At 62.6% G+C, this 26,853-nt stretch carries 22 protein-coding genes, 2 tRNA genes and 2 pseudogenes; 12 read left to right on the forward strand and 14 right to left on the reverse strand.

What is annotated here, in order from left to right:
• The first annotated feature begins 526 nt into the window (after positions 1–526).
• On the forward strand, positions 527–1,741 hold the full coding sequence (locus CQW31_RS13500; RefSeq protein WP_009459598.1) for a glutathione-independent formaldehyde dehydrogenase: 1,215 nt from the start codon (positions 527–529) through the stop codon (positions 1,739–1,741).
• Between the two features lie 503 nt (positions 1,742–2,244).
• Positions 2,245–3,135, forward strand: a complete 891-nt coding sequence (locus CQW31_RS13505; protein WP_019726376.1) for a LysR family transcriptional regulator — start codon at positions 2,245–2,247, stop codon at positions 3,133–3,135.
• A 22-nt stretch (positions 3,136–3,157) separates the two neighbouring features.
• Here CQW31_RS13505 and CQW31_RS13510 read toward each other — a convergent pair whose 3' ends face one another.
• Entirely contained in the window at positions 3,158–3,451 is a 294-nt protein-coding gene (locus CQW31_RS13510; protein ID WP_009459591.1) for a helix-turn-helix domain-containing protein, read from the reverse strand.
• 119 nt (positions 3,452–3,570) lie between these two features.
• Between CQW31_RS13510 and CQW31_RS13515 the strand changes: the two genes are divergently transcribed.
• Together CQW31_RS13515 and CQW31_RS13520 are read left to right on the forward strand one after the other, a co-directional pair.
• On the forward strand, positions 3,571–4,224 hold the full coding sequence (locus tag CQW31_RS13515) for a substrate-binding domain-containing protein (protein WP_019726377.1): 654 nt from the start codon (positions 3,571–3,573) through the stop codon (positions 4,222–4,224).
• A 118-nt stretch (positions 4,225–4,342) separates the two neighbouring features.
• Positions 4,343–5,311, forward strand: coding sequence for a Dyp-type peroxidase (locus tag CQW31_RS13520; RefSeq protein WP_009459580.1), 969 nt, complete (start codon positions 4,343–4,345; stop codon positions 5,309–5,311).
• Between the two features lie 37 nt (positions 5,312–5,348).
• Here the strand turns inward: CQW31_RS13520 and CQW31_RS13525 are convergent, their stop codons facing one another.
• The 3 genes from CQW31_RS13525 to CQW31_RS13535 all read right to left on the reverse strand — a co-directional run bounded on the left by CQW31_RS13525 (position 5,349) and on the right by CQW31_RS13535 (position 7,672).
• On the reverse strand, positions 5,349–7,292 hold the full coding sequence (locus CQW31_RS13525; protein ID WP_009459572.1) for an integrase arm-type DNA-binding domain-containing protein: 1,944 nt from the start codon (positions 7,290–7,292) through the stop codon (positions 5,349–5,351).
• A gap of 226 nt (positions 7,293–7,518) precedes the next feature.
• Positions 7,519–7,594 (reverse strand) — tRNA-Gly (locus CQW31_RS13530).
• 2 nt (positions 7,595–7,596) lie between these two features.
• Positions 7,597–7,672, reverse strand: a tRNA-Glu gene (locus CQW31_RS13535).
• Between the two features lie 267 nt (positions 7,673–7,939).
• Here CQW31_RS13535 and CQW31_RS13540 point away from each other — a divergent pair.
• Positions 7,940–8,707 (forward strand): hypothetical protein, encoded by a 768-nt coding sequence (locus CQW31_RS13540; protein ID WP_099814693.1) that lies wholly within the window; start codon positions 7,940–7,942, stop codon positions 8,705–8,707.
• A 154-nt stretch (positions 8,708–8,861) separates the two neighbouring features.
• Here CQW31_RS13540 and CQW31_RS13545 read toward each other — a convergent pair whose 3' ends face one another.
• Together CQW31_RS13545 and CQW31_RS13550 are read right to left on the reverse strand one after the other, a co-directional pair.
• Positions 8,862–9,344, reverse strand: coding sequence for a GAF domain-containing protein (locus tag CQW31_RS13545; protein WP_099814694.1), 483 nt, complete (start codon positions 9,342–9,344; stop codon positions 8,862–8,864).
• 2 nt (positions 9,345–9,346) lie between these two features.
• Entirely contained in the window at positions 9,347–10,234 is an 888-nt protein-coding gene (locus CQW31_RS13550; protein WP_099814695.1) for an ATP-binding protein, read from the reverse strand.
• A 148-nt stretch (positions 10,235–10,382) separates the two neighbouring features.
• Between CQW31_RS13550 and CQW31_RS13555 the strand changes: the two are divergent.
• A pseudogene (locus tag CQW31_RS13555) lies at positions 10,383–12,695 on the forward strand (response regulator).
• On the opposite strand, the gene CQW31_RS13560 reads toward CQW31_RS13555, so the two are convergent.
• Together CQW31_RS13560 and msrB are read right to left on the reverse strand one after the other, a co-directional pair.
• Positions 12,685–13,173, reverse strand: coding sequence for a glutathione peroxidase (locus tag CQW31_RS13560; protein ID WP_099814696.1), 489 nt, complete (start codon positions 13,171–13,173; stop codon positions 12,685–12,687). The pseudogene CQW31_RS13555 and the gene CQW31_RS13560 overlap by 11 nt on opposite strands.
• A gap of 2 nt (positions 13,174–13,175) precedes the next feature.
• Positions 13,176–13,577, reverse strand: coding sequence for a peptide-methionine (R)-S-oxide reductase MsrB (gene msrB / locus CQW31_RS13565; protein WP_099814697.1), 402 nt, complete (start codon positions 13,575–13,577; stop codon positions 13,176–13,178).
• 176 nt (positions 13,578–13,753) lie between these two features.
• On the opposite strand from msrB, the gene CQW31_RS13570 reads away from it, so the two are divergent.
• Positions 13,754–14,965, forward strand: coding sequence for a pyridoxal phosphate-dependent aminotransferase (locus CQW31_RS13570; RefSeq protein ID WP_012313392.1), 1,212 nt, complete (start codon positions 13,754–13,756; stop codon positions 14,963–14,965).
• A gap of 479 nt (positions 14,966–15,444) precedes the next feature.
• Complete coding sequence (gene htpX / locus CQW31_RS13585) at positions 15,445–16,332, forward strand: protease HtpX (protein WP_003259721.1); 888 nt, start codon at positions 15,445–15,447, stop codon at positions 16,330–16,332.
• A gap of 50 nt (positions 16,333–16,382) precedes the next feature.
• On the opposite strand, the gene CQW31_RS13590 is transcribed toward htpX, so the two are convergent.
• Positions 16,383–17,030, reverse strand: coding sequence for a thiopurine S-methyltransferase (locus tag CQW31_RS13590; protein WP_099814699.1), 648 nt, complete (start codon positions 17,028–17,030; stop codon positions 16,383–16,385).
• A 101-nt stretch (positions 17,031–17,131) separates the two neighbouring features.
• On the opposite strand from CQW31_RS13590, the gene CQW31_RS13595 reads away from it, so the two are divergent.
• The gene (locus CQW31_RS13595; protein ID WP_099814700.1) at positions 17,132–17,884 is read left to right on the forward strand and encodes a class III extradiol ring-cleavage dioxygenase; all 753 of its coding nucleotides are present in this window, start codon (positions 17,132–17,134) and stop codon (positions 17,882–17,884) included.
• Positions 17,885–18,057: 173 nt separating this feature from the next.
• Here CQW31_RS13595 and CQW31_RS13600 read toward each other — a convergent pair.
• Together CQW31_RS13600 and CQW31_RS13605 are read right to left on the reverse strand one after the other, a co-directional pair.
• Positions 18,058–19,774: pseudogene (locus CQW31_RS13600) on the reverse strand (DEAD/DEAH box helicase).
• 398 nt (positions 19,775–20,172) lie between these two features.
• Entirely contained in the window at positions 20,173–20,928 is a 756-nt protein-coding gene (locus tag CQW31_RS13605) for a spermidine synthase (protein ID WP_099814701.1), read from the reverse strand.
• 116 nt (positions 20,929–21,044) lie between these two features.
• Here CQW31_RS13605 and CQW31_RS13610 point away from each other — a divergent pair, with 116 nt between their 5' ends.
• Positions 21,045–22,391, forward strand: coding sequence for a class II 3-deoxy-7-phosphoheptulonate synthase (locus CQW31_RS13610; protein ID WP_099814702.1), 1,347 nt, complete (start codon positions 21,045–21,047; stop codon positions 22,389–22,391).
• Here the strand turns inward: CQW31_RS13610 and CQW31_RS13615 are convergent.
• Positions 22,372–23,592, reverse strand: coding sequence for a winged helix-turn-helix domain-containing protein (locus CQW31_RS13615; protein ID WP_099814703.1), 1,221 nt, complete (start codon positions 23,590–23,592; stop codon positions 22,372–22,374). The genes CQW31_RS13610 and CQW31_RS13615 overlap by 20 nt on opposite strands.
• A gap of 117 nt (positions 23,593–23,709) precedes the next feature.
• Positions 23,710–23,928, reverse strand: coding sequence for a DUF1127 domain-containing protein (locus CQW31_RS13620; RefSeq protein WP_027919490.1), 219 nt, complete (start codon positions 23,926–23,928; stop codon positions 23,710–23,712).
• 96 nt (positions 23,929–24,024) lie between these two features.
• On the opposite strand from CQW31_RS13620, the gene CQW31_RS13625 reads away from it, so the two are divergent.
• Positions 24,025–24,876 carry a LysR substrate-binding domain-containing protein gene (locus CQW31_RS13625; protein ID WP_054883767.1) on the forward strand — a complete coding sequence of 284 codons (852 nt, stop codon included), beginning with the start codon at positions 24,025–24,027 and terminating at the stop codon, positions 24,874–24,876.
• Positions 24,877–24,990: 114 nt separating this feature from the next.
• On the opposite strand, the gene CQW31_RS13630 is transcribed toward CQW31_RS13625, so the two are convergent.
• Positions 24,991–25,740, reverse strand: a complete 750-nt coding sequence (locus tag CQW31_RS13630) for a sulfite exporter TauE/SafE family protein (RefSeq protein ID WP_099814704.1) — start codon at positions 25,738–25,740, stop codon at positions 24,991–24,993.
• Between the two features lie 112 nt (positions 25,741–25,852).
• Between CQW31_RS13630 and CQW31_RS13635 the strand changes: the two genes are divergently transcribed.
• On the forward strand, positions 25,853–26,809 hold the full coding sequence (locus CQW31_RS13635) for a LysR family transcriptional regulator (RefSeq protein ID WP_099814787.1): 957 nt from the start codon (positions 25,853–25,855) through the stop codon (positions 26,807–26,809).
• Positions 26,810–26,853 lie beyond the last annotated feature (44 nt).

Here is a 26,853-nt window from a genome sequence, read left to right on the forward strand (position 1 = left end):
TCTTTGCGGGTCTGCTTGCGCTTGCCGGCGTACTCGGCATCGGCGAAGGTCATCTGCTTCATCAGAAAACTCGGTGGGTGGCGTTCGGCTATTTTGCCAAAATCAGAAAGTCTTTTTCAGACTGTCCCTAACAGGCGCCACGTGCTGAGCAACCCATCGAAGGCCACCAGGTCTAGGGGCAACACGGGCGACAGGAGTACCTGCTGCATGCGGCCTCCTCATGTCTCGCTGGGTCAAGCTGACTATTCCTAGATCAAGCTAGGAGGCGCGATGTAGTGATGATCGTTGTCCTCTCCCAGCTAGGAGACGAGCACGGCTCGACGAGCCCGTGTAGATAGATCGTGTCTATCTGCACATAGATTATTCCAGTTTGACCACTTCTGAGCTTGATCCGATGCTGTCAAGACCGCAGAAGGAGACGCGGCCAACGGCTAGGCAGTACCACGATCGTTCTTCTTGACAGCGGTAAGTCTCGTTTCCCACTTCGATTTAGAAGATGGAAACATTAACGCACAGAGGTGACGAAATGACTCCGACCGGTAACCGAATCGTGACTTTCGAGAAGCCCTTGGAAATGAAGGTCAACACCTTCAAATTTCCAGAGCTGATAACCCCTCAAGGGAAAAGTGCACCCCACGGCGCTATCCTCAAAATAGTTACCACAAATATCTGTGGCAGCGACCTTCACATTTATCGCGGTTCGTTTGCTGTTCCCAAGGGAATGACCATGGGCCATGAAATGACCGGCGAAGTGATCGAAGTGGGATCAGACGTCGAAGTCGTGAAGAAGGGCGACATCGTTTCCGTCCCCTTCAATGTGGGTTGTGGGCGTTGCTACAACTGCAAGCATATGCGCTCCGATGTATGCGAGAACACCAACCCCGAAATCGACTGCGGAGCCTACGGGTTCAACCTCGGTGGCTGGACGGGGGGCCAAGGTGATTATCTCTTCGTACCGTATGCGGATTTCAATCTCCTGCGCTTTCCTGACAAGGATGCCGCCATGGAAAAGATCCGCGACCTGACCCTTCTCTCTGACGTACTACCCACAGCTTTCCATGGGTTCGCTGGCCCTGATTGGCCAGCCGCACCGGCCTACGTCGTCGGCGAAAACATCCTGATCTTCGGTGCCGGGCCGGTCGGCAGAGCGGGTGCCGCCTGCGCCAGACTTCTGGGTGCAGGCGCCATCATCGTTGCCGATTACATTCAAGAGCGGCTGGACCTTCTCAAGCCACACGGCGTGGAAACCATCAACCTTTCCGACGGCGTGCCGATCGAGGAACATCTCGAACGCATTACCGGGCACAGGGAGGTGGATCGCGTCATCGACTATGTTGGTGTGGACTGCCGCGGGTTTGGCGCGGAGGCTGACAAGATCGTGGAGAGCGCTGTTACCAACGCAATGCTCAAATATGTCCGCTTCGGCGGAATGACCAGCACGGTCGGTGTGTACTGCGCAAACCCGATCTCGAAAGACCCGAAAGCCAAGAAAGGCCATATGGATCTGGAATGGTCCAACGCCTGGATCAAGTCGCCGCGAATGTCGGCTGGTCAATCCCCGACGGCCAATTACAACCACGCGTTAATGCGGGCGATACTGAACGATCGCATGCCTTACCTTTCGCCGATGATGAACACTAAGTTCATCAAGCTCGAAGACGCGCCCGCCGCGTACAAAGAGTTCGACGCGGGTTCTGCATACAAGTACGTCATCGACCCGCATGGTTCAGTGCGGCAGTAAGTATCCGGCGCGGGCTACGCATCAGGATGTCTCACACTTTCTGGTGAGAGACATTCTGGCTCCTCTAGTCTCCGGCCAGCAACTGAAGCCGGCGAATATTTTCGCCGGCATTTGTCTGCTGCCCCAAGGCGTTGTGATTTTGACGGGGTGCTTGCCTTGGCTCGGGCCAGGAGCAGAACCTCAGCAATCCGCAGGTGATGATCAACCGCAGGCGTGTTCGAGCGCCTGGTTCGCAATCGGTCAAGGGTCGGACGGAGAAGATGCGCGGCATCCATTGATGTGCGTGGCTGAACATAGCCTTCGCCTGATCCTGACCACCCCACGGACTTGATCAGTCTCGCCTGGTGTTGTGCCGGCCTCGGGCCATCGCACGATCAGCCCAGCCCTGGCTCATTTAGCCAGAAGTTTCCAAAGACGTGGCCGAACTCGCCGCCGCCGAAATGGCAGTCACTTCTATAGGGAGATAGCACAGTGTTGGATAAGTCGGAACGGGAGGGTGGCCTATGGAGCTGCGCCATCTTCGCTGCTTCGTAGTTCTTGCTGAGGAGCTACATTTCACGCGGGCGGCTGAGCGCTTGCATATCGAACAACCACCGCTATCACGAGCCATCAAGGAACTTGAGGACGAGTTGGGCGTAGTGCTCTTCGACCGAAACCGACGAGGAACAGTTCTGACGGCGGCGGGTGCGGTCTTCTTGCAAGATGTACGCCGTCTATTCACTGTGCTGGAACAGGCTCGTGAAAATGCCAAGGCTGTGGCATCGGGCTTGCGCGGTAGCCTGCGCATCGCAGTATCAGATGGAGCTATCGATCCACGACTGTCGGCATTTCTGGCTCGTTGTCGCGCCGAGGAGCCGGAGATCGAAATACGCTTGTCAGAAGTGCCTCTGGCAGAGCAAGTGCGCGGTTTGCGCTCGGGCGACTTCATGATCGGGTTCGCGCACACGGCCGATGTCGGCGACGGTATCGCTGCCGAGGCAATCTGGCACGACCCGCTGGTGATTGCTGTGCCAGCTCGGCACTCATTGCTCACCTACAAGGAGGTGCCACTTCAAGAACTCCAAGGCCATCCACTTGTCCTGTGCGACCCGCAGGTATGCGAGGGTTATTGCCGCGAACTCAAGCGGCTGCTCAACACGTTGGAGCACAAGCTGAATGTTGTCGAGGAAGTATCCTCACTGGACATGATGCTCACCTTGGTCGGCGCCGGCTACGGCATCGGCTTCATGACGGCGACCAAGATTCCCATCTCTCAACGGCCGGATGTGGTGATCCGCCCCTTGGCGATGGATTCTGCCGTGATCACGACCTACCTGCTTCGGCCCGACGGCAGCAATTTATCGGCTTCGGTAGAGCGATTTGTCGTTCGCCTACGCGACTCATCGGACGGTTGACGGAGCCTGGCAAGCCAGACACTCAGGGATCGGTGTCGGCACGCAGATTGCGTTCGGTCGCCGTCATCAGGTCAGCCGCGCTTATTCCGAGTGCCGTAGAAATTTTCAGTATGAGCGGAAGCGTGGGCACGTGCTCACCACGCTCGATCTTACCCATGTGAGAACGCGAAATGCTTGCCCGAGATGCGAACTCGTCTTGCGCGACTCCTTGAGCGACGCGCGCAGCGCGCACGGCCTGTCCGAAGGCTAACGCCGACTCGGATTCATACGTCGATGTGCCAGAAGGACGGCCTGGCTGAATTGTTGATTTCTGCATTAGCAGAAGCGTCAAACAATCTGCCACAATTAACCACGTTAAAGATAACGACGTTAAACTTCACTCTTTACTGCGACGCTGGTTTGCCTTTCTGGACAGATCGCTTATTGGGGGCCCTCATGCATGACGCCACCAGCCAGTTTTCCCATTTCAGGCTTGCTATCGCACCTGGAGTGCCATCCTCTTGCCTCATAACGCTTCTTGCCCTTCAGCGCGCAGAGGAGCCTGAAGTCACCATCGCGTTCTTTGAGACCTCGGGCGACGACCTGATGACGGGCCTTGAGGAAGGCCGCTACGACGCCGGAATCTCGCTTCGGAACGCTGGTGCTCCAGCCGTGAAAAGCCAGCCGCTCTGGGTCGAGAACGTGGCCGTTGCAATGCCGCTGGGGTCCCCCTTACTTGCCCAGGCGAAGATCACGCTTGCCGAGCTTCTGGACTATCCGGTGTTTCGCTGGCCGGCGGAGGCATGCCTACTGCTCGATCAGCGACTGTCTTCCCTTCCGTTGAGCCAACAGAGCGTGCAGCATGTGACTTCGTTCGAGATGATGGCGCTTTGGGTCACCGCTGGCTACGGTGTGGGGCTCTCGGCGCAATCGCGCATGGAGCGTGCCCATGCGTGGGGGATCACTATGCGACCGCTTTCAGACGGCCCCTACGAGATCGTGACATACCTGCAGCGGCCCCACGGACGAGCCAATGCTGTTTCTGAGCGGTTCGAGCACAGGGCAATGCTGGTTGCCAGGGATAGGGCGGCTTGCTCGAATATCCCATAGCCCGCTCTCGCCGAGGCTGCGTTCGGGTAATTACCGCGGCACGCACCTGTTAGCGCGCCAGTGATAGCGCTTCCATCTTTGGCAATATGATGAATTAACATGGTCTTTGGAGGCACGAATGGTTGGAAGTGGTTGGGACCGAGTACCAATTGACTCGCAAAGCATCGATGCGCCGCTGTCGCGCGCGGCGGTGTTTCTCACGTTGACGGTCGCCGAGGGCCACGAGGCCCTTCAGGCGGTCGCCGGCATCTTGGACGGGCTGGACGACCTGATCAAAACGGTGGGCTTCCGCGATCTCAACGGCCGGCTGTCGTGCATCACTGCGCTGGGATCGGCGCTATGGGACCGTTTCCAGACCGGGAAGCGCCCGAAGGAACTACGGCCCTTCGTGCCCATCGAGGGTGCCAAGCACACCGCGCCTGCCACGCCCGGCGACCTGTTCTTTCACATCCGTGCCGAACGTGAGGATCTCTGTTTTGAATTCGAGCGCCTGCTGCTGGACCAACTGGGCAGCAGCGTGACGGTGGCCGACGAGGTGGTCGGTTTTCGCTACTTCGACTCCCGCGACCTGCTTGGCTTTGTCGATGGCACGGCCAACCCGACCGGGCACGACATCGGCGCCTCGACGCTGGTCGGCAGTGAAGATCAGGCGTTCGCCGGCGGTAGCTACTTGGTGGTGCAGAAGTATCTGCACCAAATGCAGCCGTGGGCTCGGCTCGCCAAGGACGAGCAAGAGCGGATCATCGGCCGGGAGATCGTCAGCAATGTCGAATTGCCCGACGCGACGAGCGGCCAGAAATCGCACAAGACCCTCGCCACAATCGTGGACGACGACGGCACCGAGCACGACATCCTGCGCGACAACATGCCCTTCGGCCGCCCCGGCCAGGGCGAATATGGCACCTACTTCATCGGCTACTCCAGGCATCTGTGGGTGACGCAGAAGATGCTGGAGCGCATGTTCCTCGGCGATCCGCCAGGCATGCACGACCGCCTGCTCGATTTCTCGACGGCGCACACCGGCGCCGTGTTCTTCGCTCCCGCACCGCGCACGCTGAGCGAACTCGTGGAGGCGGTGCAAGCGTAATGCAGGGGCCACAAGGCCCCTGCAAGGTTTGAGAGCCCTATGCTCCGTCTAGAACTACTGCGCTATCCACCAGCCGACGAACGCTTTGCCGCACATCCTCGGGGATGGGGTAAGGGGCAATGGCCTCGGGCATATCCGCATGGTGCTGGTAGTCGCCCATGATGACCCGGATGATCGCCGGCACGTTGGTCGGCGTGACCGCATCAATGGCCGCGCGGTCCCCCAGGTCAGGGTGCGGCTGGGTCAGCATGCGGTACAGATCCCACGAATCCGCGTGCAGGCACTGGTTCATGAGCACCTGGGCCAGCTTGTGCTTGAGCGGCACCAGTTGCCAATCGGGAACACGCTGCCCCCGATTACCCAAACTGATGGACAGCAACTTGCCCGCTTTCAGTTCGCGGTTGATCTGGTCCTTGGACTTTCCAGCCAGCTTGCCGAACAGCGGGACCGGCAAGCTGCTTGGAGACTCGTAGATGGTCAGCATTTCCTCGCGCTCGCGCTGGATCGCGGACACTTCCGGCTCTGGGGCATGCGTCGGAGGCGGCGGCACCTGAGACAGCCGCTGGAACGTGATCCCGCCGCTGCTCGGGGTTACGACAATAGGCGTGGCCACGACGGGCGGGACGCCGGGAGGAGTGGGCTCGGCCATCGTGAGGGTCGCATCCATCGTTTCCTCCACTTCTGCCATTGCCGGCACCCCGTCGATACGGATGGTCAGGTGCGCGCTCGCGGCTTCCACTTCGCCCTGTTCGAGCAGGTCGAGCCGATCGGCCCAGTCCTGCATCATCCGACGGCGCGGCTCAACGTACTTGGCGTGGTTGTAGGACGAACTCACCTTATTGGGGTCGGAATGGGAAAGCTGCGCGTCCACCCAAATCTTCGGGTAGCCAATCTCGTTGAGCGCCGTCGAGATGGTGCCGCGGATGCCGTGGCCGGTCAGGCGCCCCTCATAGCCCATGAGCTGCACGGCCTTGTTGAGGGTGTTCTCGCTGATGCGCTTCTTGAGTTCGCTGCGGTGTGACAGCAGGTACCTCTGCGCCGGCCGCATCACCCCCAGAAGATAGCGCACGATCTCGATGGCCTGCAGGGATAGCGGCACGATATAGGGGGGCACATCCTGCGGCCGCTTCCCTGCCTTGCGCATTTCATCCTGGAGCTGCTTGACGATCTGCGGCGGGATGATCCACAAGCCCCTGTCGAGGTCGAACTGTTCGGGTTCGGCCAACCGCAGTTCGCCGGTGCGCACCCCGGTCAGGAACAGCAGCCGGACGCCAAGCTGGGTCTGCCAGCCACGGGGGTTGTAGAGCCGGAGCTTCTGGAGGAACTCGGGCATCTCGGGCAGGTGCAAGTAGGGGTTGTGGGCTACCGGGGGCTTGGGTTCGGCTACCACGTCCAGGTCTGCGGCCGGGTTGACCTCCAGCCCCTCGGCGATGACCAGGGCATAACGGAACATCTGGTTGAACCAGGTGCGGACCTTTTCCGCAGTAGTGAACGCCTTGCGCTTCTCGATCGCCGCCAGGACGCCCAGAAGCTGAGGGCGGCGAATGTCATAGATCGACATCTTCCCCAGAGTGGGCAGCACGTCTTTGTTAAAGATGCGCAGGATCTGGGAAAGCGTGCTCTGACGGCCTTCCTTGAGTTCCTTACGGCGATGCTCGACCCAAGCATCGAAGACGGTCTTGAAGGTGTATTCGCCCGCCAGCTTGGCCGCGTGCCGTTTCTGGTCGCGCTCGACCTGGGGATCGATCCCCCTGGCAAGCAGGGCCTGGGCCTTGTCTCGCTCGGTCCGGGCTTCACGCAGGCTGAGGGCAGGATAGCCGCCCAGGCACAGGCGCTTTTGCTTGCCCAGCCAGTAGTAGCGGAATTGCCATGACTTGCCGCCTGCGGCTGAGACCATCAGGCCCAGGCAGTCGTTGTCGGAGAGGGTGTAGCGTTTTCCGGTGGTCTTCGCCTGCCGGACGGTCAGATCAGAGAGCGCCATTTCGAGACTCCTAAGTAATGACTTAGGCCCTATGCTCGTCATGGTTCCCGCTCAGCCCCAGCAACTATCCGGTAGCCGCCCCACCCGTATTCTTGTGCCTTATTTGGTCACTCAAAAACGGTAGCTGTGGGTGGATTTCCGTGGCACTCGCTGGAATGAAAAAAGGAGCCGAAGCTCCTTTTTTCAATGACCTACAGACCCCAGTAGAAGTCTGTGGATCAAAATTTGGAGCGGGAAACGAGACTCGAACTCGCGACCCCGACCTTGGCAAGGTCGTGCTCTACCAACTGAGCTATTCCCGCATTGGCGTCCCCTAGGGGACTCGAACCCCTGTTACCGCCGTGAAAGGGCGGTGTCCTAGGCCACTAGACGAAGGGGACACGCTGCTGGCATTGCTGCCTGCTTTCACTCCCTGCCGCGTTTCGCTGTGTGCTTTACGCTGCAAGTGGCGCGCATTCTAGGGAGGGTTGGAAGAGGCGTCAACCCCTTTGTAGAAATTTATTTAAATCAATGACTTCCGGGTTCGTTGGGGTGCAGATGCGGGCGGCGTGGTCGATATAGAGAAAGGGTTTGCCTGTGCTGCTATTCGCACCTTGGCAAACTCACTACACTCAAAGCTGTAATTCTTCTTCAATGAGGCGTTAACGGTGACACCACTTCTGATCACTCTGCTCATCGTGGCGGGTATCGCGTTGCTGATCGTGATCGGCTACCTCAACAACGTGGTCGAAAACAGCAAGCTTGAACGCGCCCGGCTGAAAGTCGAACTCGCCGACCGGGTGCGCCGCTGCGGCGAAATCACCGAGACCTTCCCGGGCCAGTTCATGACCCCGGCGCTCAAGCTGCTGCTGGCACGCCTGGAGCTGAACCTCAACCAGCGGCAACTGGCGCTGGACAAGCACAATGCGCAACTAAAGGCACGCATCGCTGAACTCGAAGGGCTGATTGCCCAAGGCGAGCGGATTCCGGTGAACAACCCGCCCTGCCCGATCCAGACCGAGGCCAAGGCCAAGGATGTGCGGTTCTTGCTAGAAGCCCTGCACACCCAGATCGTCAAAGGCACCCAGGAAAACGTCCTGCAGACCAACGAAGGCAAGCACTGGGTCAGGGAAATCCGCCACATGCTGGTGCTGCTGCACATAGAGTTCTTCAACAACCTTGGCCAGCAGGCCCTGCAGCAGGAGCAGCCCGGCCAGGCGCGCCTGGCTTTCGAACGCGGCGTGCAATACCTGCGCAAGCAGCCGGAACCGAAAGTGTATGAAGAGCAGCTGACCTATCTGGAGAAGCTGCTGGCGCGGGCCAATGCCCAGGTGCTGGACAAGATGGAGCCGGCGGAGAACGAGCAGAACGAACTGACCCAGGGGCTCAAGACCGATGACGAAGAGACCTGGAAGAAGCGCGTGATCTACGACTGATCTTCAAGCCTGCACCGGCCCTGTGGGAGCGGCCTTGTGTCGCGAAAGGGCCGCAACGCGGCCCCCGCAATTCTTGCTGCGAAGCTGAAACCCTCTGGGGCGCTTCGCACCCCTTTCGCGACACAAGACCGCTCCCACAGGGATTGGCGCAGGGTTAGCAGTCGGTCAACTGCAGAAAGATCGCCACCAACCTTTCCAGCCCTACCTGGTCTGCCTCACTGAAACGCGCCAGTTTCGGGCTATCCAGGTCCAGCACACCAATCAACCGCCCGTCCTTTACCAGCGGAATCACCAGCTCGCTGTTGGACGCGCTGTCACAAGCGATATGCCCAGGGAATGCATGCACATCCTCGACTCGCTGGGTCTGCCGGGTGGCTGCAGCCGCGCCGCACACACCTTTGCTGAACGGAATGCGCACACAGGCTACCTGGCCCTGGAACGGGCCGAGCACCAGCTGTTCGTTGCGGTTGAGGTAGAACCCCGCCCAGTTCAGGTCATCCACCTGGTGGTAGAGAAACGCCGAAAACTGCGCCGCATTGGCGATGAAGTCGCGCTCGTCGGCAAACAGCGCCTGTACTTGCGCGGCCAGCAGGTTGTAGCCGTCGAGGCCGGTGCTACTGGCATTGAGGTCGATCATGTTTACTTTTGCTCCAGCAATTGCAGCCCGACCCAGTAGCGGGCGAACTGATAGGCACAACGGCCATTACGGTTGCCGCGCCCGGTTGCCCAGCGCACGGCGAGAATGTCCAGGGCTTCGTCACGCTGCCAGGCCAGGCCTGCAGGGCGGGCCAACTGGCCGATCCAGTGCTCGACCACGTCGAGGAAGTGTTCCTGGCTGAACGGGTAGAACGACAGCCACAGGCCAAAACGGTCGGACAGGGCGATCTTGTCCTCCACCGCTTCGTTGGGGTGCAGCTCGCCGTCGACCATCTTCCAGTTTTCGTTGTCGCTCTGTTTTTCCGGCACCAGGTGGCGGCGGTTGGACGTCGCGTACAGCAGCACGTTGTCCGGGGCCTGCTCCAGCGAGCCATCGAGCACGCTTTTGAGCACCCGGTAGTCGCCCTCCCCGGCTTCGAACGAGAGGTCATCGCAGAACAGGATGAAGCGTTGCGGCAGCTTCTGCAGCTGCTCGACGACACGCGGCAGGTCGGCCAGGTGGTCGCGCTCGATCTCGATCAGGCGCAGCCCTGCACCCGCATGCTCGGCCAGCAGGGCACGTACCAGCGACGACTTGCCGGTGCCACGCGAACCCCACAGCAGGGCGTGGTTGGCCGGCATGCCATTGATGAACTGGTGGGTGTTGCGGCCCAACTGATCACGTTGCTTGTCGACACCGATCAGGTCGCTCAGGCGGATGTCCAGGCTGACTTCCAGCGGCATCAGGTAGCCCGTGCGGCCGTCGCGCTGCCAGCGTGCAGCCAGGGTGGTGCTCCAGTCGATGTGCGGGCGCGGCGCCGGCAACAAAGGTTCGAGACGCGCCAGCACCGATTCGGCACGTTCCAGGAAAGCATTCAAGCGAGCGTCCATGACGACTCCTACGGATTTCAGTTTTTTTGGGGCCGCAAAGCGGCCCCCGCTTGGCGATCAACTGAAATGAAAAGACAGACCCGCCAGCAGCCGGGGCTGATCGGCTATGCTTGCGCAGCGCAAGGGACGTTAAACCGGCTCGGGACTCATGGATATCAAGTTCACCAATCGCCTGTCATACAAGCAAGCCCGGTTGACAGTCCTGGTCGGCTTCATCCTGGGAACATTGCTGAGTCTCATCCAGATCGGCATCGATTATGCCAGCGAAGACGCATCCATCAACCGTGAAGTGCAGGCGTTGCTGCAAATCAGCCACAACCCGGCCTCGCGCATCGCCTACAACATCGATGCGGAGCTGGCGCTGGAACTCACCCGCGGCCTGCTGGAGTCGCCAGCAGTCATCCGTGCGCGGCTGATCGACAACAACGAAACGGTGCTGGCCGATGTCGAACGGCCACGGCTCGAGGACCGCTACCGGCCGCTGAGCGACTTTCTGTTCGGTGAAAAACGCCAGTTCAAGGAACGCCTGTACCTGACCCACATGCCCGAGGAATACCTCGGCACGCTGTACCTGGACGTCGACACCTTCACCTTCGGCAGCCGCTTCCTCGACCGCGCCGGGGTTACCTTGCTCAATGGTTTCGCCCGCAGCCTGGTGCTGACCGGCATCCTCCTTGCGCTGTTCTACATGATGCTGACCAAACCGCTGGTCACCGTGATCGCAGCCCTCACCGGGCGCGACCCGCGCCAGCCGGGGCAAACCCGGGTGGACTGCCCGCCCGGGCACGAACAGGACGAGATCGGCGTGCTGGTGCGGGTCGCCAACCAGCAGTTCGTCAGCATGGCCACCGAGATCCAGCAGCGGCGCACCGCGGAAAACCGCTTGACGTAGTACCTCAACGAACTGGAAGACATCGTCTCGGCCCGCACCGAAGAGCTAAAGGCCAGCAACAATCGCCTCAGCCAGTCCAATCAGGAGCTGGAAGAGGCCCGCCAACGAGCCCTGGACATGGCCCAGGCGCGCGCTGCGTTCCTGGCCAACATGAGCCATGAGATCCGCACCCCGCTCAACGGCATGCTCGGCATGATCGCCCTGGCCCTGGACAGCCCACTGGCCGGGGAACAGCGTCAGCAGCTGTCGATTGCCCACGATTCGGGCAAGGTGCTGGTGGAATTGCTCAACGATATTCTCGACCTGTCCAAGTTCGATGCCGGGCAGCTGGAACTGGAGCGCATCCCCTTCGACATGGGCGCCATGGTCGAGGACACCGCCAACCTGCTGTCGCAGAATGCCGCGCAGAACGTCGAGCTGACCTGCCTGATCGCTGGCGACTTCCCGAGTTCGGTGCTCGGCGACCCCACGCGGGTACGCCAGGTGGTCAGCAACCTGCTGTCCAACGCCCTGAAGTTCACCCGCTTCGGCCGCGTCGACGTGCGCCTGGCACGCATCGTCGGCGGTGTGCGCCTGGAAGTGCGCGACACCGGCATCGGCATTCCCGAAGCGGCCCAGGCGCGGATCTTCCAGCCGTTCACCCAGGCCGGCGCCGGCATAACCCGCCAGTACGGCGGCACCGGGCTGGGCCTGGCCCTGACCCGCAACCTGTGCAAGGCCATGCAGGGGCATCTGCACATCCAGTCCGAGCCTGGCTTTGGCAGCCGCTTCAGCGCCGAGCTGCCATTGCCCACTCACACCGAGGCCATCGCACCGGCCGCCCTGCAGGGCAAGGTCGTCGCCCTCAGCGACGCCGGCAGCGGCCTCAGCGAGCTGCTGCAGGGCCTGCTGCCGGGCTGGGGGCTGGACTATCAACGGCACGACGGCCGCGCCACGCTCGACGGCAGCGTCGACCTGCTGATCACCGACGACCTGGAGCAGCTGTTCCAGCTACGCCCGGCGCTGAAGGCGCCGATCCTGCTGGTGACCGCCTATGGCAACTTCCTGCCCGGCGAGCAATCGGCGCAACTGGCGCCTTTGCACCAACTGGCCCGGCCATTGGCGCGCAACGCGCTGTATCAGACCCTGCGCCGCACCTTGCAGGGGCATGCCCCGGAGCACCCCCTGGCCACCCCGCTGCTCACCGCCACCGAAGGCCGTGCGCGCATCCTGCTGGTGGAGGACAACCCGGTGAACCAGCTGGTGGCCAAGGGCATGCTGGCCAAGCTCGGCTGCCGGGTAGAAGTCGCCACCCAAGGCGCCGAGGCCCTGGAACGGCTGGAGCGAGAAGACTTCGACCTGGTGCTGATGGACTGCAACATGCCGGTGATGGACGGCTACGAGGCCAGCCGGCGGATTCGCCAGAGCGGGCGCTGGCCCCAGCTGCCGATCGTCGCCCTGACCGCCAACGCCATGCCTGAAGAACGCGAGCGCTGCCGCGCGGCGGGCATGAGCGACTACCTGGCCAAGCCGTTCCGCCGCGAGGAGCTACTGGCGCTGATCGACCACTGGGTGCCGCTCAGCGGCTGAGCAGGCGCTCGATGTCGGCTTGCAGTGCCTGTGGCTTGGTGGTCGGCGCGTAGCGAGCGACCTTGCCGCTGGCCGGGTCGACCAGGAACTTGGTGAAGTTCCACTTGATCTTCTGCGTGCCAAGCAAGCCTGGTGCACGCTGCTTGAGTTCGACGAACAGCGGGTGGGCGCCGGGGCCATTGACTTCGATCTTGCGAAACAGCGGGAAACTCACGCCGAAATTGGCCTCGCAGAACTGCGCGATGTCCCGCGCATCACCTGGCTCCTGCTGGCCAAACTGGTTGCAAGGGAAGCCCAGCACCACCAGGCCACGTTCGCGGTAGTCCCGCCACAGCTGCTCCAGCCCCTGGTACTGCGGGGTGAAGCCGCACTGGCTGGCGGTGTTGACCACCAGCAACGCCTTGCCAGCAAAGTCGCCGAGCTTTTTCTGCTCGCCGCCCAAGGTCACACAAGGGATGTCCAGCATCGATCCGGCCATTCTCAGGCTCCGTCACGGGGTTTGAAGTCCAGGCACACCGAGTTGATGCAGTAGCGCAGGCCGGTCGGTGGCGGGCCGTCGGGGAACACATGGCCCAGGTGGGCGTCGCACCGGGCGCAGGTGACCTCGGTGCGGATCATGCCGTGGGAGGTATCGCGGATTTCGATCATCGCGCTCGCTTCGATCGGCGCATAGAAGCTCGGCCAGCCGCAGCCGGAGTCGAACTTGGTCTGCGCGTCGAACAACGGCAGATCACAGCAGATGCAGTGGTACACGCCGGCACGGCGCTCGCTGTTGTACTTGCCGCTGAACGGCCGCTCGGTGCCCTTGAGGCGGCACACCTGATACTGGGCGGGGTCGAGCATTTCGCGCCATTCTTCAAGTGTCTTGTCGATCTTTTGCATGTGGGGACCTCGGCAGGCTGAATTTCACCTCGCGCCGTCTTTTCCGTAGCGCGGGTGGCACGTATATTAGTTGGCTTCGTGTGCAAGGCTTCCAGTCTGGCACCCGCTTCCTGCCCTTTCAAACCTTTCGAACGTTTCGGAGGGCCGCAGTGCGTATTCTCAATCGGGACCACATCATGCAGTTCAGCAAATCGAACAAGCTCGCCAATGTCTGCTACGACATTCGCGGCCCGGTGCTCAAGCACGCCAAACGCCTCGAAGAGGAAGGCCACCGCATCCTCAAGCTGAACATCGGCAACCCGGCGCCGTTTGGCTTCGAGGCGCCGGACGAAATTCTCCAGGATGTGATCCGCAACCTGCCCACCGCCCAGGGCTACAGCGATTCCAAGGGCCTGTTCAGCGCGCGCAAGGCAGTGATGCAGTACTGCCAGCAGAAGGAAATCGAAGGCGTCACCATCGAGGACATCTACCTCGGCAACGGTGTGTCCGAGCTGATCGTGATGTCGATGCAGGCGCTGCTGAACAACGGCGACGAAGTGCTGATCCCGGCCCCTGACTACCCGCTGTGGACCGCGGCCGTGAGCCTGGCCGGTGGCAAGCCGGTGCACTACCTGTGCGACGAGCAGGCCGACTGGTTCCCGGACCTGGAAGACATCAAGGCCAAGATCACCCCGAACACCAAGGCGCTGGTGATCATCAACCCGAACAACCCGACTGGCGCGGTGTATTCCAAGGAGTTGCTGCTGGGCATGCTGGAGCTGGCGCGCCAGCACAACCTGGTGGTGTTCTCCGACGAGATCTACGACAAGATCCTCTATGACGAAGCCGTGCACATCAGCACCGCCTCGCTGGCCCCGGACCTGCTGTGCCTGACCTTCAACGGCCTGTCCAAGTCGTACCGGGTGGCCGGTTTCCGTTCCGGCTGGCTGATCATCTCCGGGCCCAAGCACCACGCCCAGAGCTACATCGAAGGCATCGACATGCTGGCCAACATGCGCCTGTGCGCCAACGTGCCGGCCCAGCACGCCATCCAGACCGCCCTGGGCGGCTACCAGAGCATCAACGACCTGGTGCTGCCGCCGGGCCGCCTGCTGGAGCAGCGCAACCGCACCTACGAGCTGCTCAATGACATCCCGGGCGTCAGCTGCGTCAAGCCGATGGGCGCGCTGTATGCATTCCCGCGGATCGACCCGAAAGTCTGCCCGATCCTCAACGACGAGAAGTTCGCCCTCGACCTGCTGCTGTCGGAAAAACTGCTGATTGTTCAGGGGACGGCGTTCAACTGGCCGTGGCCGGACCACTTCCGCGTGGTGACCTTGCCGCGGGTGGATGACCTTGAGGCGGCGATCGGGCGGATCGGCAACTTCCTGCGGACTTATTCGCAGTAAGGTTCGACGGGATATTTGCGGTGGCGCCGAGATCGCGCGCCGCCCGCGCGGCGCATCGCGGGCAAGCCCGCTCCCACATCTGTTTCGGGCCAGTTATTCCTGTGCCGCCAACAGGATCCGCCTTGTTGGCATGGCGATACATCTCGGTGGCTCCACCTGTCTCCAGTCATGCACCAAGGCGGTCCCTGTTGGCTTCACAGGAGTGACTGGCCCGAAACAGATGTGGGAGCGGCGGTGCGGCGATCCGACTTGCCCGCGATGCGCCGCGCGGGCGGCGCTCGATCTCTATACCACCACAAATCTCATGGCATGGACCTTTTCTTACATCCTGCAACGCTCTATCTCACAGCCCGCGCAAAATCCTCTGCCATACTCCGCCGTACACAGTTTGAAATAGTCGCCCGATTGAAACCCAGCGACCGGCACCTTATATACCCCGCAGTAAGCAACAACTCATCCGTCAGGAGAACGTAACAACCATGATGCGCATTCTGTTGTTTGTAGCCACCAACCTCGCGGTGGTGCTGGTTGCAAGCATTACCCTGAGCCTGTTCGGTTTCAACGGGTTCATGGCCGCCAACGGGGTTGACCTCAACCTCAGCAGCCTGCTGGTGTTCTGCGCCGTGTTCGGCTTCGCCGGCTCCCTGGTTTCGCTGTTCATCTCCAAGTGGATGGCGAAGATGACCACCGGCACCCAGATCATCAGCCAGCCGCGCACCCGCCACGAGCAGTGGCTGCTGCAAACGGTCGAAGAGCTGTCGCGCGAGGCCGGCATCAAGATGCCCGAAGTGGGTATCTTCCCGGCCTACGAGGCCAACGCCTTCGCCACCGGCTGGAACCGCAACGACGCGCTGGTAGCCGTGTCCCAGGGCTTGCTGGAGCGCTTCTCGCCCGATGAAGTGCGCGCCGTGCTGGCCCACGAGATCGGCCACGTGGCCAACGGTGACATGGTCACCCTGGCGCTGGTGCAGGGTGTGGTGAACACCTTCGTGATGTTCTTCGCCCGCATCATCGGCAACTTCGTCGACAAGGTGATCTTCAAGAACGAAGAAGGCCAGGGCATCGCCTACTACGTGGCGACCATCGTTGCCGAGCTGATCCTGGGCATTCTGGCCAGCATGATCGTCATGTGGTTCTCGCGCCGCCGCGAATACCGTGCCGACGAAGCCGGTGCCCAACTGGCCGGTACCGCCGCGATGATCGGCGCCCTGCAGCGCCTGCGCGTGGAGCAAGGCCTGCCGGTACACATGCCCGACACCATGAAGGCCTTCGGCATCAATGGCGGCCTCAAGCACGGCCTGGCTGGCCTGCTGATGAGCCACCCGCCACTGGAAGACCGCATCGAGGCGCTGCGCCGCCGCGGTTGATCCAACCGGTAAAGGAAAGGGCGACCTCGGTCGCCCTTTTTCGTTTCCGCTCAGAACTTCACGCGGTACACCCGTTCGATCAGACTCGTGACCCCGGCCTGCAGGAACTTTGGGCTGTCGCTGATCACTTGCTGCGCTTCCAGCTCCTCCACCTGCCAGTTGGCAAACCCGCGCCTCACCTCCTCGTCAGCCACCGAAAACGGCGGCCCGGCCAGCAGTTCCTGCTGATAATCCAATGTCACCAGCAAGCCGGCGCCTACCGGCAATGCCTGTGAAAGCAAAGCCATGTATTGCGCACGCATTTGCGGCGGTAGGGCAATCACTGCGGCGCGATCATAGAGCGCTACGCAATCCGCCACATCCTCGGCCTGCAAGGCAAAGAAGTCGCCACACCAAAGCTCCACATCGCCATTGCGCCAGACTTCGAAGACACCCTGCTGCGTCACCTGTGGCTCCAGCCCATGCTCACGGAAGAACGCCTCCACTGCCTGGCGTGACAACTCTACCCCCAATACCCGGTGCCCCTGCCCCGCCAGCCAAGCGAGGTCCAGGCTCTTGCCGCACAGTGGTACCAGCACACGGCTGCCCGGCGCCAGCTGCAGTTGCGGCCAATACTTCGGCAGAAATGGGTTCACCCGAGATTGATGAAAACCGATCTGGTTGTCGGCCCACCGCTTCTGCCAGAACGCTGGCTCCATGATTACTCCCGATTTTTAGATGGTTTGTCGGTAAAACTTGGTTTGGATTTCGATCGATAGTTGATTGAAGATGACTGCATCATAACCTTCAGGACCCCGCCATGCTGCCCAGCCTGTTCATTTCCCACGGTTCTCCCATGCTCGCCTTGCAACCAGGCGCCAGCGGGCCGGCATTGGCCGGGCTGGCCAACGCCCTGCCACGGCCGAAGGCGATCGTGGTGGTGTCGGCGCACTGGGAAAGCCCTGAGCTGTGGGTGACCAGCAGCGCACAACCAGAGACCTGGCACGACTTCTACGGCTTCCCGCCGGCGCTGTACGCGGTGCAGTATCCGGCGCCGGGCGAACCAGGCCTGGCAAGCCGGGTCGCTGAACGGCTGCAGGCGCGCCTGGACCCGCAACGACCGTTCGATCATGGCGCCTGGGTGCCGCTGTCGCTGATGTACCCGGATGCGAGCATTCCGGTGATTCAAGTGTCACTGCCCAGCCAGATGGGGCCGGGGTTGCAGGTCAAGATGGGCAAGGCGCTGGCTGGGTTGCGTGCTGAAGGCGTTTTGCTGGTGGGCTCCGGCAGCATCACGCACAACCTGGGTGAACTGGACTGGCATGCCGGGCCGGATGCGATCGAGCCGTGGGCCCTGGCGTTCCGGGACTGGGTGGTGGAGCGGCTGAAGGCAGATGACCAGGCTGCGCTCCTGGATTACCGGAAACAGGCGCCGTTTGCAGCGCGTAACCATCCCAGTGATGAGCATTTGCTGCCGCTGTTCTTTGCCATGGGGGCTGGGGACAGGTTCGGGATCGTGCACCAGGGGTTCACACTGGGGGCGTTGGGGATGGACATTTACCGGTTCGACTGAATAACGCCGGGGGCGCTTTGCGCCCCTTTCGCGACACAAGGCCGCTCCTACAGGGGACCGCCCTCTCTTGTAGGAGCGGCCTTGCGTCGCGAAAGGGCTGCGCAGCAGCCCCAAAATGGCACAGGCAAAAAAAATCCCCGACCTAGGCCGGGGATTTTTTCATAGCATCAGGATCAATCTTCGCGATAACGGCGCAGCTTCAGCTGCTTGCCGGCTACGCGAGTGTCCTTGAGCTTGGACAGCAGCTTCTCCAGGCCATCTTCCGGCAGCTCGATCAGGCTGAAGCTGTCGCGCACCTGGATGCGGCCGATGGCGTCACGGGCCAGGCCACCTTCGTTGAGGATCGCGCCCAGCAGGTTCTTGGCAGCGATACCGTCACGGGCACCCAGGGCAGTACGGCAGCGCACGCGGCCTTCGGCCAGCGGCATTGGCGCACGACGCTCACGGTCACCACCGCGATCGCCACGATCGCTGCGCTCACCACGCTCGGTACGCTCGCCACGCGGGGCGAAGCTTGGTACCAGCGGCTGCTCGCGCTCGACGGTCGCCAGGTCCAGCGCCTGGCCGTTGGTGGCCTTGCGCAGCAGGGCCGAAGCCAGGGCGCGTGCGCTGCAGCCGAGGTCGGCAGTCAGGCGGTCGAACAGCTCGCCATGGGTGGCTTCTGCTTCGGCAACCAGCGGCGCCAGGCTGTTGGTCAGCTTCTTGATGCGGGCATCCAGCACAGCCTGGGCGTTCGGCAGGCGGGCTTCGGCAACCTTCTGCCCGGTCACGCGCTCGATCACCTGCAGCATGCGGCGCTCACGCGGGGTGACCAGCAGCAGCGCACGGCCATCGCGGCCGGCACGGCCGGTACGGCCGATACGGTGCACGTAGGATTCCGGGTCGTACGGCATGTCGACGTTGAACACGTGGGTGATGCGCGGTACGTCCAGACCACGGGCAGCGACGTCAGTGGCGACGACGATGTCCAGGCGGCCATCCTTCAGCGAGTCGATCACCCGCTCACGCTGGTTCTGAGCGATGTCGCCGTTCAGAGCGGCAGCCTTGTAGCCCTTGGCTTCCAGCGCGGCGGCCAGGTCCAGGGTGGCTTGCTTGGTGCGCACGAAGGCGATCAGCGCGTCGAACTCTTCGACTTCCAGCAGACGCAGCACAGCCGGGATCTTCTGGTCGGCATGGACCATCAGGTGGGCCTGCTCGATCGCGGTGACGGTCTGGGTCTTGCTCTGGATCTTGACGTGCTTGGGCTCGCGCAGGTGGCGTTCGGCGATCGAGCGGATCGACGACGGCAGGGTGGCGGAGAACAGCACGGTCTGGCGGCTGGCCGGGATTGCATCGAAGATCACTTCGAGGTCGTCCATGAAGCCCAGCTTGAGCATTTCGTCGGCTTCGTCCAGCACCAGGTACTGCACGGTCGACAGGACTTTCTCGTCACGACGCAGGTGGTCGCACAGACGGCCCGGGGTGGCGACGACGATTTGCGCGCCGTTGCGAATGGCGCGCAGCTGTGGGCCCATCGGGGCACCACCGTAGACGGCCACTACATTTACGCCTGGCATCTGCTTGGCGTAGGTTTCGAAAGCGGTAGCAACTTGCAGCGCCAACTCACGGGTTGGCGCCAGGATCAGGGCTTGCGGTTCGCGCTTGCTCACATCGATCTTGTTGAGGATCGGCAGGGCGAAGGCAGCGGTCTTGCCGGTGCCAGTCTGCGCCTGGCCGATCATGTCGTGACCGGCGAGGATGATCGGGATCGATTGTTGCTGAATGGCCGACGGCTCTTCGTAGCCGGTAGCCAGTACGGCAGCAACAATGTTCTGATTGAGATCGAGAGCGGCGAAGCCGCCGGTTTCCTGGGTCATGGGTCTGCCTCTAAGTGCATCCGCAAAGACCCATGCTGCAAAGCTGCACATGCCTTGAAAGACCGGAACGGTCACCCAGGCAGCTTTGTCGGCGGGGATTTGCGAAAACGATTGAAAAAGAAAAACTTGAGAAGGTCCGCCTAGCGGACGTGCAGCCGAAGCTGGACTCGGAGGATTTGCACCACCTGATTTTGAGGTCCGCTAAAAGACCGGCGCGTACTATACCCGAATTAATGCCGGGGAGTGAGTAAATTTTTCTGGCCGGTTAGCCAGTATCCGGCCATCAGCCTTGGCCTGCTGAATCGATTCCTTCTGATGGTTCCGAGTTGCCCTTTTCGCGGGCTCGCCCGCTCCCACAGGTACCGCGCAGATCCTGAGGGCAGAGGTATTCCTGTGGGAGCGGGCAAGCCCGCGAAGCAGGCGACGCGGTCTTCAGGTAGCTGGCCGGATCTCGCGGATCAGCCCGTCCAGGCTATACCCCAGGCGTGGCGCCAGGGCCTCGGCCCGCGCCCGCAGGCCATCGAGGTCCAGGTGCTGGTCCAGGTCCGCCGGCACCAGCAGGATGACATTGCCCTCCTTCACCGGCAGCTCCCAGTAATGCCGGTGGTACAACCCGCGCAGCAGCGCCGCGCCCAACGGCTTGCCGTCGTCGTTGGCCCACTGGTTGATCACCAGCCAGCCACCAGGGTTGAGTTGCTTCTGGCAGTTCTCGAGGAAGTTCCACGCCAGGTGCCCGACACCCGGCCCATGGTCGGTGTACAGGTCGACGAACAGCAGGTCGGCCTGCTCGGCCGTGGGCAACAACTCCAGGGCGTCGCCAATGCGCACGTACAACCGCGGATCATCGTCCAGCCCCATGTATTGCATGGCCAGACGCGGCACGTCGGCACGCAGCTCGATGGCCTCGATGTCCTCCAGCGGCAGGAATTTCATGCAGGCCTGGGTCAGGGTACCGGCGCCCAAGCCAAGAAACAGCGCACTTTCCGGCTGTTCATGGCACAGCGCACCGACCAGCATGGCGCGGGTGTAGTCGTACTCCAGCCAGCTGGGGTCAGCGGTGAATACGCAGCTCTGCTCGATGGCATCACCGAACTCGAGGAAGCGGTAATCCTCCACCTCGTACACGCTGATGACGCCAAAGGCATCCTCGACCCGGGCCAACAGCTTCTCTTCCCGCTCCGTCGCCATCTACCTGCCACCCACCCGCACAAAACACGCATTGTCCGCCAACGCCCCGGATGCAACAAGCTCGGCGCCGCTGTTACCATGGCAGGCAGCCTATAACAGCCAAAACCGAGCCTGTGATGAACCGACCGTGGAGCCCCGACAGCTGGCGTGCCCTGCCGATCCAGCAGCAACCGACCTACCCCGACGCCGCGCACCTGCACAAGGTCGAGCAGACCCTGGCCAGCTACCCACCCCTGGTGTTCGCCGGCGAGGCCCGCGAGCTGCGCCGGCAGTTCGCTGAAGTTACCGAGGGCCGCGCCTTCCTGCTGCAGGGTGGCGACTGCGCCGAGAGCTTCGCCGAGTTCTCGGCAGCGAAGATCCGCGACACCTTCAAGGTATTGCTGCAGATGGCCATCGTCATGACCTTCGCCGCCGGTTGCCCGGTGGTCAAGGTCGGGCGCATGGCCGGGCAGTTTGCCAAGCCGCGCTCCTCAGGCGACGAAACCATCGGCAACCTCACCCTGCCGGCTTACCGTGGCGACATCGTCAACGGTATCGGCTTCGACGAAAAGAGCCGCGTGCCGGACCCGGAGCGCCTGCTGCAGGCCTACCACCAGGCCACCGCCAGCCTCAACCTGCTGCGCGCCTTCGCCCAGGGCGGTTTCGCCGACCTGCACCAGGTGCACAAGTGGAACCTCGACTTCATCGCCAACTCGGCGCTGGCCGACAAATACCACCAGCTGGCCAACCGCATCGACGAAACCCTCGCCTTCATGCGCGCCTGCGGCCTGGACAGCGCGCCACAACTGCGCGAGACCAGTTTCTTCACGGCCCACGAAGCGCTGCTGCTCAACTATGAAGAAGCCTTCGTGCGCCAGGACAGCCTGACCGGCGACTACTACGACTGCTCGGCGCACATGCTGTGGATCGGCGACCGCACCCGCCAGCTCGACGGCGCCCATGTCGAATTCCTGCGCGGCGTGCACAACCCGATCGGGGTCAAGGTTGGCCCGAGCATGAACCCCGAAGAGCTGATCCGCCTGATCGACACCCTCAACCCGGCCAACGACCCTGGCCGCCTCAACCTGATCGTGCGCATGGGCGCCGGCAAGGTCGGCGCGCACCTGCCTGGGCTGATCCGCACCGTCGAGCGCGAGGGGCGCAAGGTGCTGTGGAGCTCCGACCCGATGCACGGCAACACCATCAAGGCCAGCAGCGGCTACAAGACCCGCGACTTCGCGCAGATCCTCGACGAGGTGAAGCAATTCTTCCAGGTGCACCAGGCCGAGGGCAGCCATGCCGGCGGCATCCATATCGAGATGACCGGGCAGAACGTCACCGAGTGCATCGGCGGCGCCCGGCCGATCACCGAAGATGCCCTGTCCGACCGCTACCACACCCACTGCGACCCACGGATGAACGCCGATCAGTCGCTGGAACTGGCCTTCCTGATCGCCGAAACCCTCAAGCAGGTGCGGCGCTGAGCAGGGCCTCACGCAGCTGGCTGCCCTCTGCCCGAGGGCAGTTCAGTTGCACCCGCTCCAGGCCCAGCCACTGGGCCATGCGCAGCAGATTCCCCGCCAGGGCCTGATAGCCCTCCGCGTCCAACGCTATCGATTGCGCGTGCACGGCATGCACCGCCAGTTGCCCTTGGGCGCGCTCGGCGCGCAGGTCCAGGCGCGCGGCGATGCGTTCGCGGTGCAGAAACGGCAACACGTAGTAGCCGTACACCCGCTTGTGCGCCGGGGTGTAGATCTCCAGGCGGTAGTGGAAATCGAACAGCCGCTCGGTGCGGTTGCGCTCCCAGACCAGCGAATCGAACGGCGACAGCAACGCGCTGGCGTCGATGCGCCGCGAAATGCGCGGTGTGCCGGCACAGTAGGCCAGCTGCTTCCAGCCCTGCACTTCGACCGGCTGCAATCGGCCATCGGCGACCAGTTCATCGAGCGCCGCCCTGCCCTGGCCGGGCTCAAGGCGGAAGTAGTCGCGCAGGTCACGCTCGGTAGCCACGCCCAAGGCCGTGGCGGCATGCAGCATCAGGCCTTGATGGGCTTCGGCTTCGCTTGGCAGCGCCTGATCGAGGATCGCCTTGGGCAAGACCTTTTCCGGTACGTCGTAGAGCCGCTCGAAGCCGCGACGCCCCGCGACCGTGACTTCACCGGCGGCGAATAGCCATTCCAGTGCGCGTTTTTCTTCGCTCCAGTCCCACCATGGGCCGGCCCGCTCCTGACGGGTGGACAGGCTGCCTGCGCCCAGGGCGCCCTGTTCGCGCACGGCGGCCAGCACGCGGGCAATCACGTCCTGGCGTTCGCGGCCGAACAGCGCGAGTTGACGGTAGATGCCGCGGCCATCAGCGGCATGGGCCATGCGCCAGCGCAGCAATGGGTAGAGGTTCAGGGGTAGCAGCGAAGCTTCGTGGCCCCAGTATTCGAACAGCTGGCGCTGGCGGCCACGGCCCCAGGCGAGTTGGTCGAGCATGGCTGTTGGATAGTCGCCAAGGCGGGAGAACAGCGGCAGGTAATGGGAGCGGACCACGGCGTTGACCGAGTCGATCTGCACCACACCCAGGCGTTGCAGCATGCGTTTCAGTGCGGGAAGGGTCGGTGGGGCGTCAGGCTGTTTGCCGAATCCCTGGGCTGACAGGGCCACACGGCGGGCCTGGCTTATGGACAACTTGAGCGGCAAGCCTGATCTCCTTTTATTGTCTGTTCCGGCCTCTTCGCCGGCACGCCCGCTCCCACAGGGATCGCACATAACCTGTGGGAGCGGGCGTGCCCGCGAAGAGGCCTTTACAGGTTTAGCCTATTTGCGCAACGGATCATCCCAGAAATGCCGCTCAGCCTCTTGCTGGATGTCCGCCCGGCTCAAGCCCAGGTCATGCAGGGTCGCATCACTCAGGCTGGCCAGTTCCTGGCGCTGGCGGTACAGCTGCAGCCACCGGGCCGGGCGGTCCAGGGCCACATGCCACAGGTGGTTCAAGGAAAAGGCAGGTTGCTGGATGCTGCTGACATGACCTTTCATCGTGAAGCCCTCCGTGTTGATGGCTTCAGTCTCCGCCCAGGCTTAAGATCAATCCAACGAATGTTTCTGATGTCATGCATCTCGGAGATTGATGCAATGTCCCAGTATCAGAGCCTTGATGCCGACGTGCTGCGCACCTTTGTCGCCATCGCCGAGCAAGGTGGCTTCACCCGCGCCGGTGAAGTGGTCAACCGCACCCAGTCGGCGGTGAGCATGCAGATGAAACGCCTGGAAGAAGACATCCTGCAGCGCCAGTTGTTCGAGCGTGACGGCCGCCAGGTGCGGCTTACCGCCGAGGGCCAGGTGCTGCTCGGCTACGCCCGGCGCATCCTCAAGCTGCATGGCGAAGTGTTCAACACCCTGCGCATGCCGCACATGGTCGGGCTGGTGCGCATCGGCACGCCGGATGACTACGCCATGCGCTTCCTGCCGACCATCCTCTCCAGCTTCGCCCAGGCTTACCCGCTGGTGCAGGTGGAGGTGCATTGCGACTCGTCCAAACAGCTGATGCTGCGCCAGGACCTGGACCTGACCATCGTCACCCGCGAACCGGGCAACGAGGTTGGCCAGTTGCTGCGCCAGGAACGCCTGGTATGGGCAGCCGCCGAAGGCTTCTGCCCGCAGGAACAACGGCCAATGCCGCTGGCGCTGTTCAACACCGACTGCTTCTGCCGCGCCTGGACCTGCAACGCTCTGGAGGCCCAGGGCATCGACTACCGCATTGCCTATACCAGCCCCAGCCTGGCGGCGATCTTTGCCATCGTCACCGCAGGGCTTGCAGTGACGGCGCAATTGCAGAGCCTGGTTGGTGGCAACATCCGCATTCTCGGCGAGAACGACGGGTTGCCGCAGTTACCACTGGCAAACGTGATGCTGCTGCGCAACAGCCAGGGCCAGTCGCCGATCACCGACTGCATGGCCGATTACATCGTTGAAGGGTTCCTTTGATCTGGGGCTGTTGTGCAGCCCTTTCGCGACACAAGGCCGCTCCTACAGAGGATCGCGCGCTTCTGTAGGAGCGGCCTTGTGTCGCGAAAGGGCCGCAAAGCGGCCCCGGCGATCTCACAGCTCGAACCCCAGCATCACCGCACACGCCACCAGAAACACACAGAACATCGCCCGCAATACTTTCTCTGGCAGTGCATGGGCCAGTTTCACCCCCCAGCTGATGCTCAGCAGCCCACCGACCGCCAATGGAATGCCCACGCTCCAGTCCACGCTGTGGTGCACCCCGTAGGTCACCAAGGTCACCAGGGTACTCGGCGCCGCCAACGCCAGTGACAACCCCTGCGCCACCACCTGGGTGGTACCGAACACACTGGTCAGGATCGGCGTGGCCACCACGGCGCCGCCGACACCGAACAACCCGCCCATGGTGCCGGCAAAGCTGCCCAGCACGCCCAGCCAGGGCCAGGCGTAACGCAGCTCGGCGCTGGGCGGCGAGACCTTGAGGAACATACGCGCCACGTTCCAGATGGCCAGCGCTATCAGGAAGCCGACAAAGCCCAGGCGCATCGAGTGGGCATCGATACCCACCGCCCAGACCGAGCCGAGCCAGGCGAACAGGAAGCTGCACAGCGAAAGCGGCACGGCATGGCGCAGCTCGATGCGGTTGCGCTGGTGATAACGCCACAGCGCCAGCAGCACGTTCGGCACCACCATGACCAGCGCCGTGCCTTGCGCCAACTGCTGGTCGAGGCCAAACAGCACGCCCAGTGCCGGGATGGCGATCAGCCCGCCGCCAATACCGAACAACCCACCCATGGTGCCAAGGCCTGCGCCCAGTACGATATACAACAACCACTCGATCATCAGGGCCTCATCCGCCTGCGTTGGTAATGCGGGCATGCTAACGATTGCGCTCTGGCGGGGAAACGCACAGCAACGCACAATGGCTATGCGTTTCTTGCAAAAGCGGATGATCATGAACCCCGATACCCTGACCGACCAGTTGAGCCTGTTTCTGGATGTGCTGGAGAGCGGAAGCTTCTCTGCTGCCGCTCGCCGCCATCCACTGACCCCGTCCGCCGTGGCTCGGCGCATCGACAACCTGGAGAGCGCAGTCGGTAGCCGCCTGTTCACTCGCAGCACCCATGCCGTACGCGCCACCCCGGCGGGCAATGCCTTCGCCGAACGCGCCCGGCGCATTCTCGAAGAGCTGCGCCTGGCCCGCGCCGAGGCCGTATCGCTGAGCAGTGCCCCGGAAGGCTTGATCCGCATCGATGCCCCGGCCGCCTTCGGTCGCCGTCACCTGGCGCCGGCAATCGCCGATTTCCTGGTGGCCTATCCGGGCCTGGACGTGCAATTGCGCCTGATCGACAGTTTCGTCGACCTGCATGGCAGCCACTTGGGCGAGGTCGACCTGGTGCTGCGCGCCGGCCCCTTGGCCGATACCCGGCTGGTGGCAACCAAGCTGGCGCACATGGTACGCATCGCCTGCGCCAGCCCGGCCTACCTGGCCAGCCGCGGCATGCCCAGCTGCCCCAGCGAATTGCCTAGCCACGACGGCCTTGACTGGGACGGCCTGGCACCGCCGTTCGCCTGGCGTTTTGCGGTCGACGGGCAGATGCGCCTGTACCGCCCGGCGCGCATGCGCATGGCCGCCAACAACGCCGAGACCCTGCTGTTCGGCGCCCTCGCCGGCCTCGGCATCGCCCACCTGCCTACCTGGCTGATCAGCGACTACCTGCTGCGCGGCGAACTGCTGCCGCTGTTCTGCGATAGCGGCCTGCCCGAAGCCGAAACCAGCGGCATTTATGCACTGCGCCTTGAACATGAAACGAACTCTCGCAGCCGTTTGCTGCTCGAATTTCTCAAGAGCCGCTTCAGCCCGGTCCCACCTTGGGACCTGGCGCTGCGCAGTGAACTGCGCTGGCAGTAAGCGCCCCAACCTTCAGCGTGCTAGATTTCTCCATTGATGACATT

The sequence above is a fragment of the Pseudomonas sp. 382 genome (assembly GCF_002759075.1).
Taxonomy (GTDB): Bacteria; Pseudomonadota; Gammaproteobacteria; order Pseudomonadales; family Pseudomonadaceae; genus Aquipseudomonas; species Aquipseudomonas vlassakiae.

Excerpts from the sequence above, each read along its gene's own strand:
- CQW31_RS13500 (WP_009459598.1), top strand. The coding sequence starts at position 527 with ATGACTCCGACCGGTAACCGAATCGTGACTTTCGAGAAGCCCTTGGAA.
- CQW31_RS13505 (WP_019726376.1), top strand. The coding sequence starts at position 2,245 with ATGGAGCTGCGCCATCTTCGCTGCTTCGTAGTTCTTGCTGAGGAGCTA.
- CQW31_RS13510 (WP_009459591.1), bottom strand. The coding sequence starts at position 3,451 with ATGCAGAAATCAACAATTCAGCCAGGCCGTCCTTCTGGCACATCGACG.
- CQW31_RS13515 (WP_019726377.1), top strand. The coding sequence starts at position 3,571 with ATGCATGACGCCACCAGCCAGTTTTCCCATTTCAGGCTTGCTATCGCA.
- CQW31_RS13520 (WP_009459580.1), top strand. The coding sequence starts at position 4,343 with ATGGTTGGAAGTGGTTGGGACCGAGTACCAATTGACTCGCAAAGCATC.
- CQW31_RS13525 (WP_009459572.1), bottom strand. The coding sequence starts at position 7,292 with ATGGCGCTCTCTGATCTGACCGTCCGGCAGGCGAAGACCACCGGAAAA.
- CQW31_RS13545 (WP_099814694.1), bottom strand. The coding sequence starts at position 9,344 with ATGATCGACCTCAATGCCAGTAGCACCGGCCTCGACGGCTACAACCTG.
- CQW31_RS13550 (WP_099814695.1), bottom strand. The coding sequence starts at position 10,234 with ATGGACGCTCGCTTGAATGCTTTCCTGGAACGTGCCGAATCGGTGCTG.
- CQW31_RS13560 (WP_099814696.1), bottom strand. The coding sequence starts at position 13,173 with ATGGCCGGATCGATGCTGGACATCCCTTGTGTGACCTTGGGCGGCGAG.
- msrB (WP_099814697.1), bottom strand. The coding sequence starts at position 13,577 with ATGCAAAAGATCGACAAGACACTTGAAGAATGGCGCGAAATGCTCGAC.
- CQW31_RS13570 (WP_012313392.1), top strand. The coding sequence starts at position 13,754 with ATGCAGTTCAGCAAATCGAACAAGCTCGCCAATGTCTGCTACGACATT.
- htpX (WP_003259721.1), top strand. The coding sequence starts at position 15,445 with ATGATGCGCATTCTGTTGTTTGTAGCCACCAACCTCGCGGTGGTGCTG.
- CQW31_RS13590 (WP_099814699.1), bottom strand. The coding sequence starts at position 17,030 with ATGGAGCCAGCGTTCTGGCAGAAGCGGTGGGCCGACAACCAGATCGGT.
- CQW31_RS13595 (WP_099814700.1), top strand. The coding sequence starts at position 17,132 with ATGCTGCCCAGCCTGTTCATTTCCCACGGTTCTCCCATGCTCGCCTTG.
- CQW31_RS13605 (WP_099814701.1), bottom strand. The coding sequence starts at position 20,928 with ATGGCGACGGAGCGGGAAGAGAAGCTGTTGGCCCGGGTCGAGGATGCC.
- CQW31_RS13610 (WP_099814702.1), top strand. The coding sequence starts at position 21,045 with ATGAACCGACCGTGGAGCCCCGACAGCTGGCGTGCCCTGCCGATCCAG.
- CQW31_RS13620 (WP_027919490.1), bottom strand. The coding sequence starts at position 23,928 with ATGAAAGGTCATGTCAGCAGCATCCAGCAACCTGCCTTTTCCTTGAAC.
- CQW31_RS13625 (WP_054883767.1), top strand. The coding sequence starts at position 24,025 with ATGTCCCAGTATCAGAGCCTTGATGCCGACGTGCTGCGCACCTTTGTC.
- CQW31_RS13630 (WP_099814704.1), bottom strand. The coding sequence starts at position 25,740 with ATGATCGAGTGGTTGTTGTATATCGTACTGGGCGCAGGCCTTGGCACC.
- CQW31_RS13635 (WP_099814787.1), top strand. The coding sequence starts at position 25,853 with ATGAACCCCGATACCCTGACCGACCAGTTGAGCCTGTTTCTGGATGTG.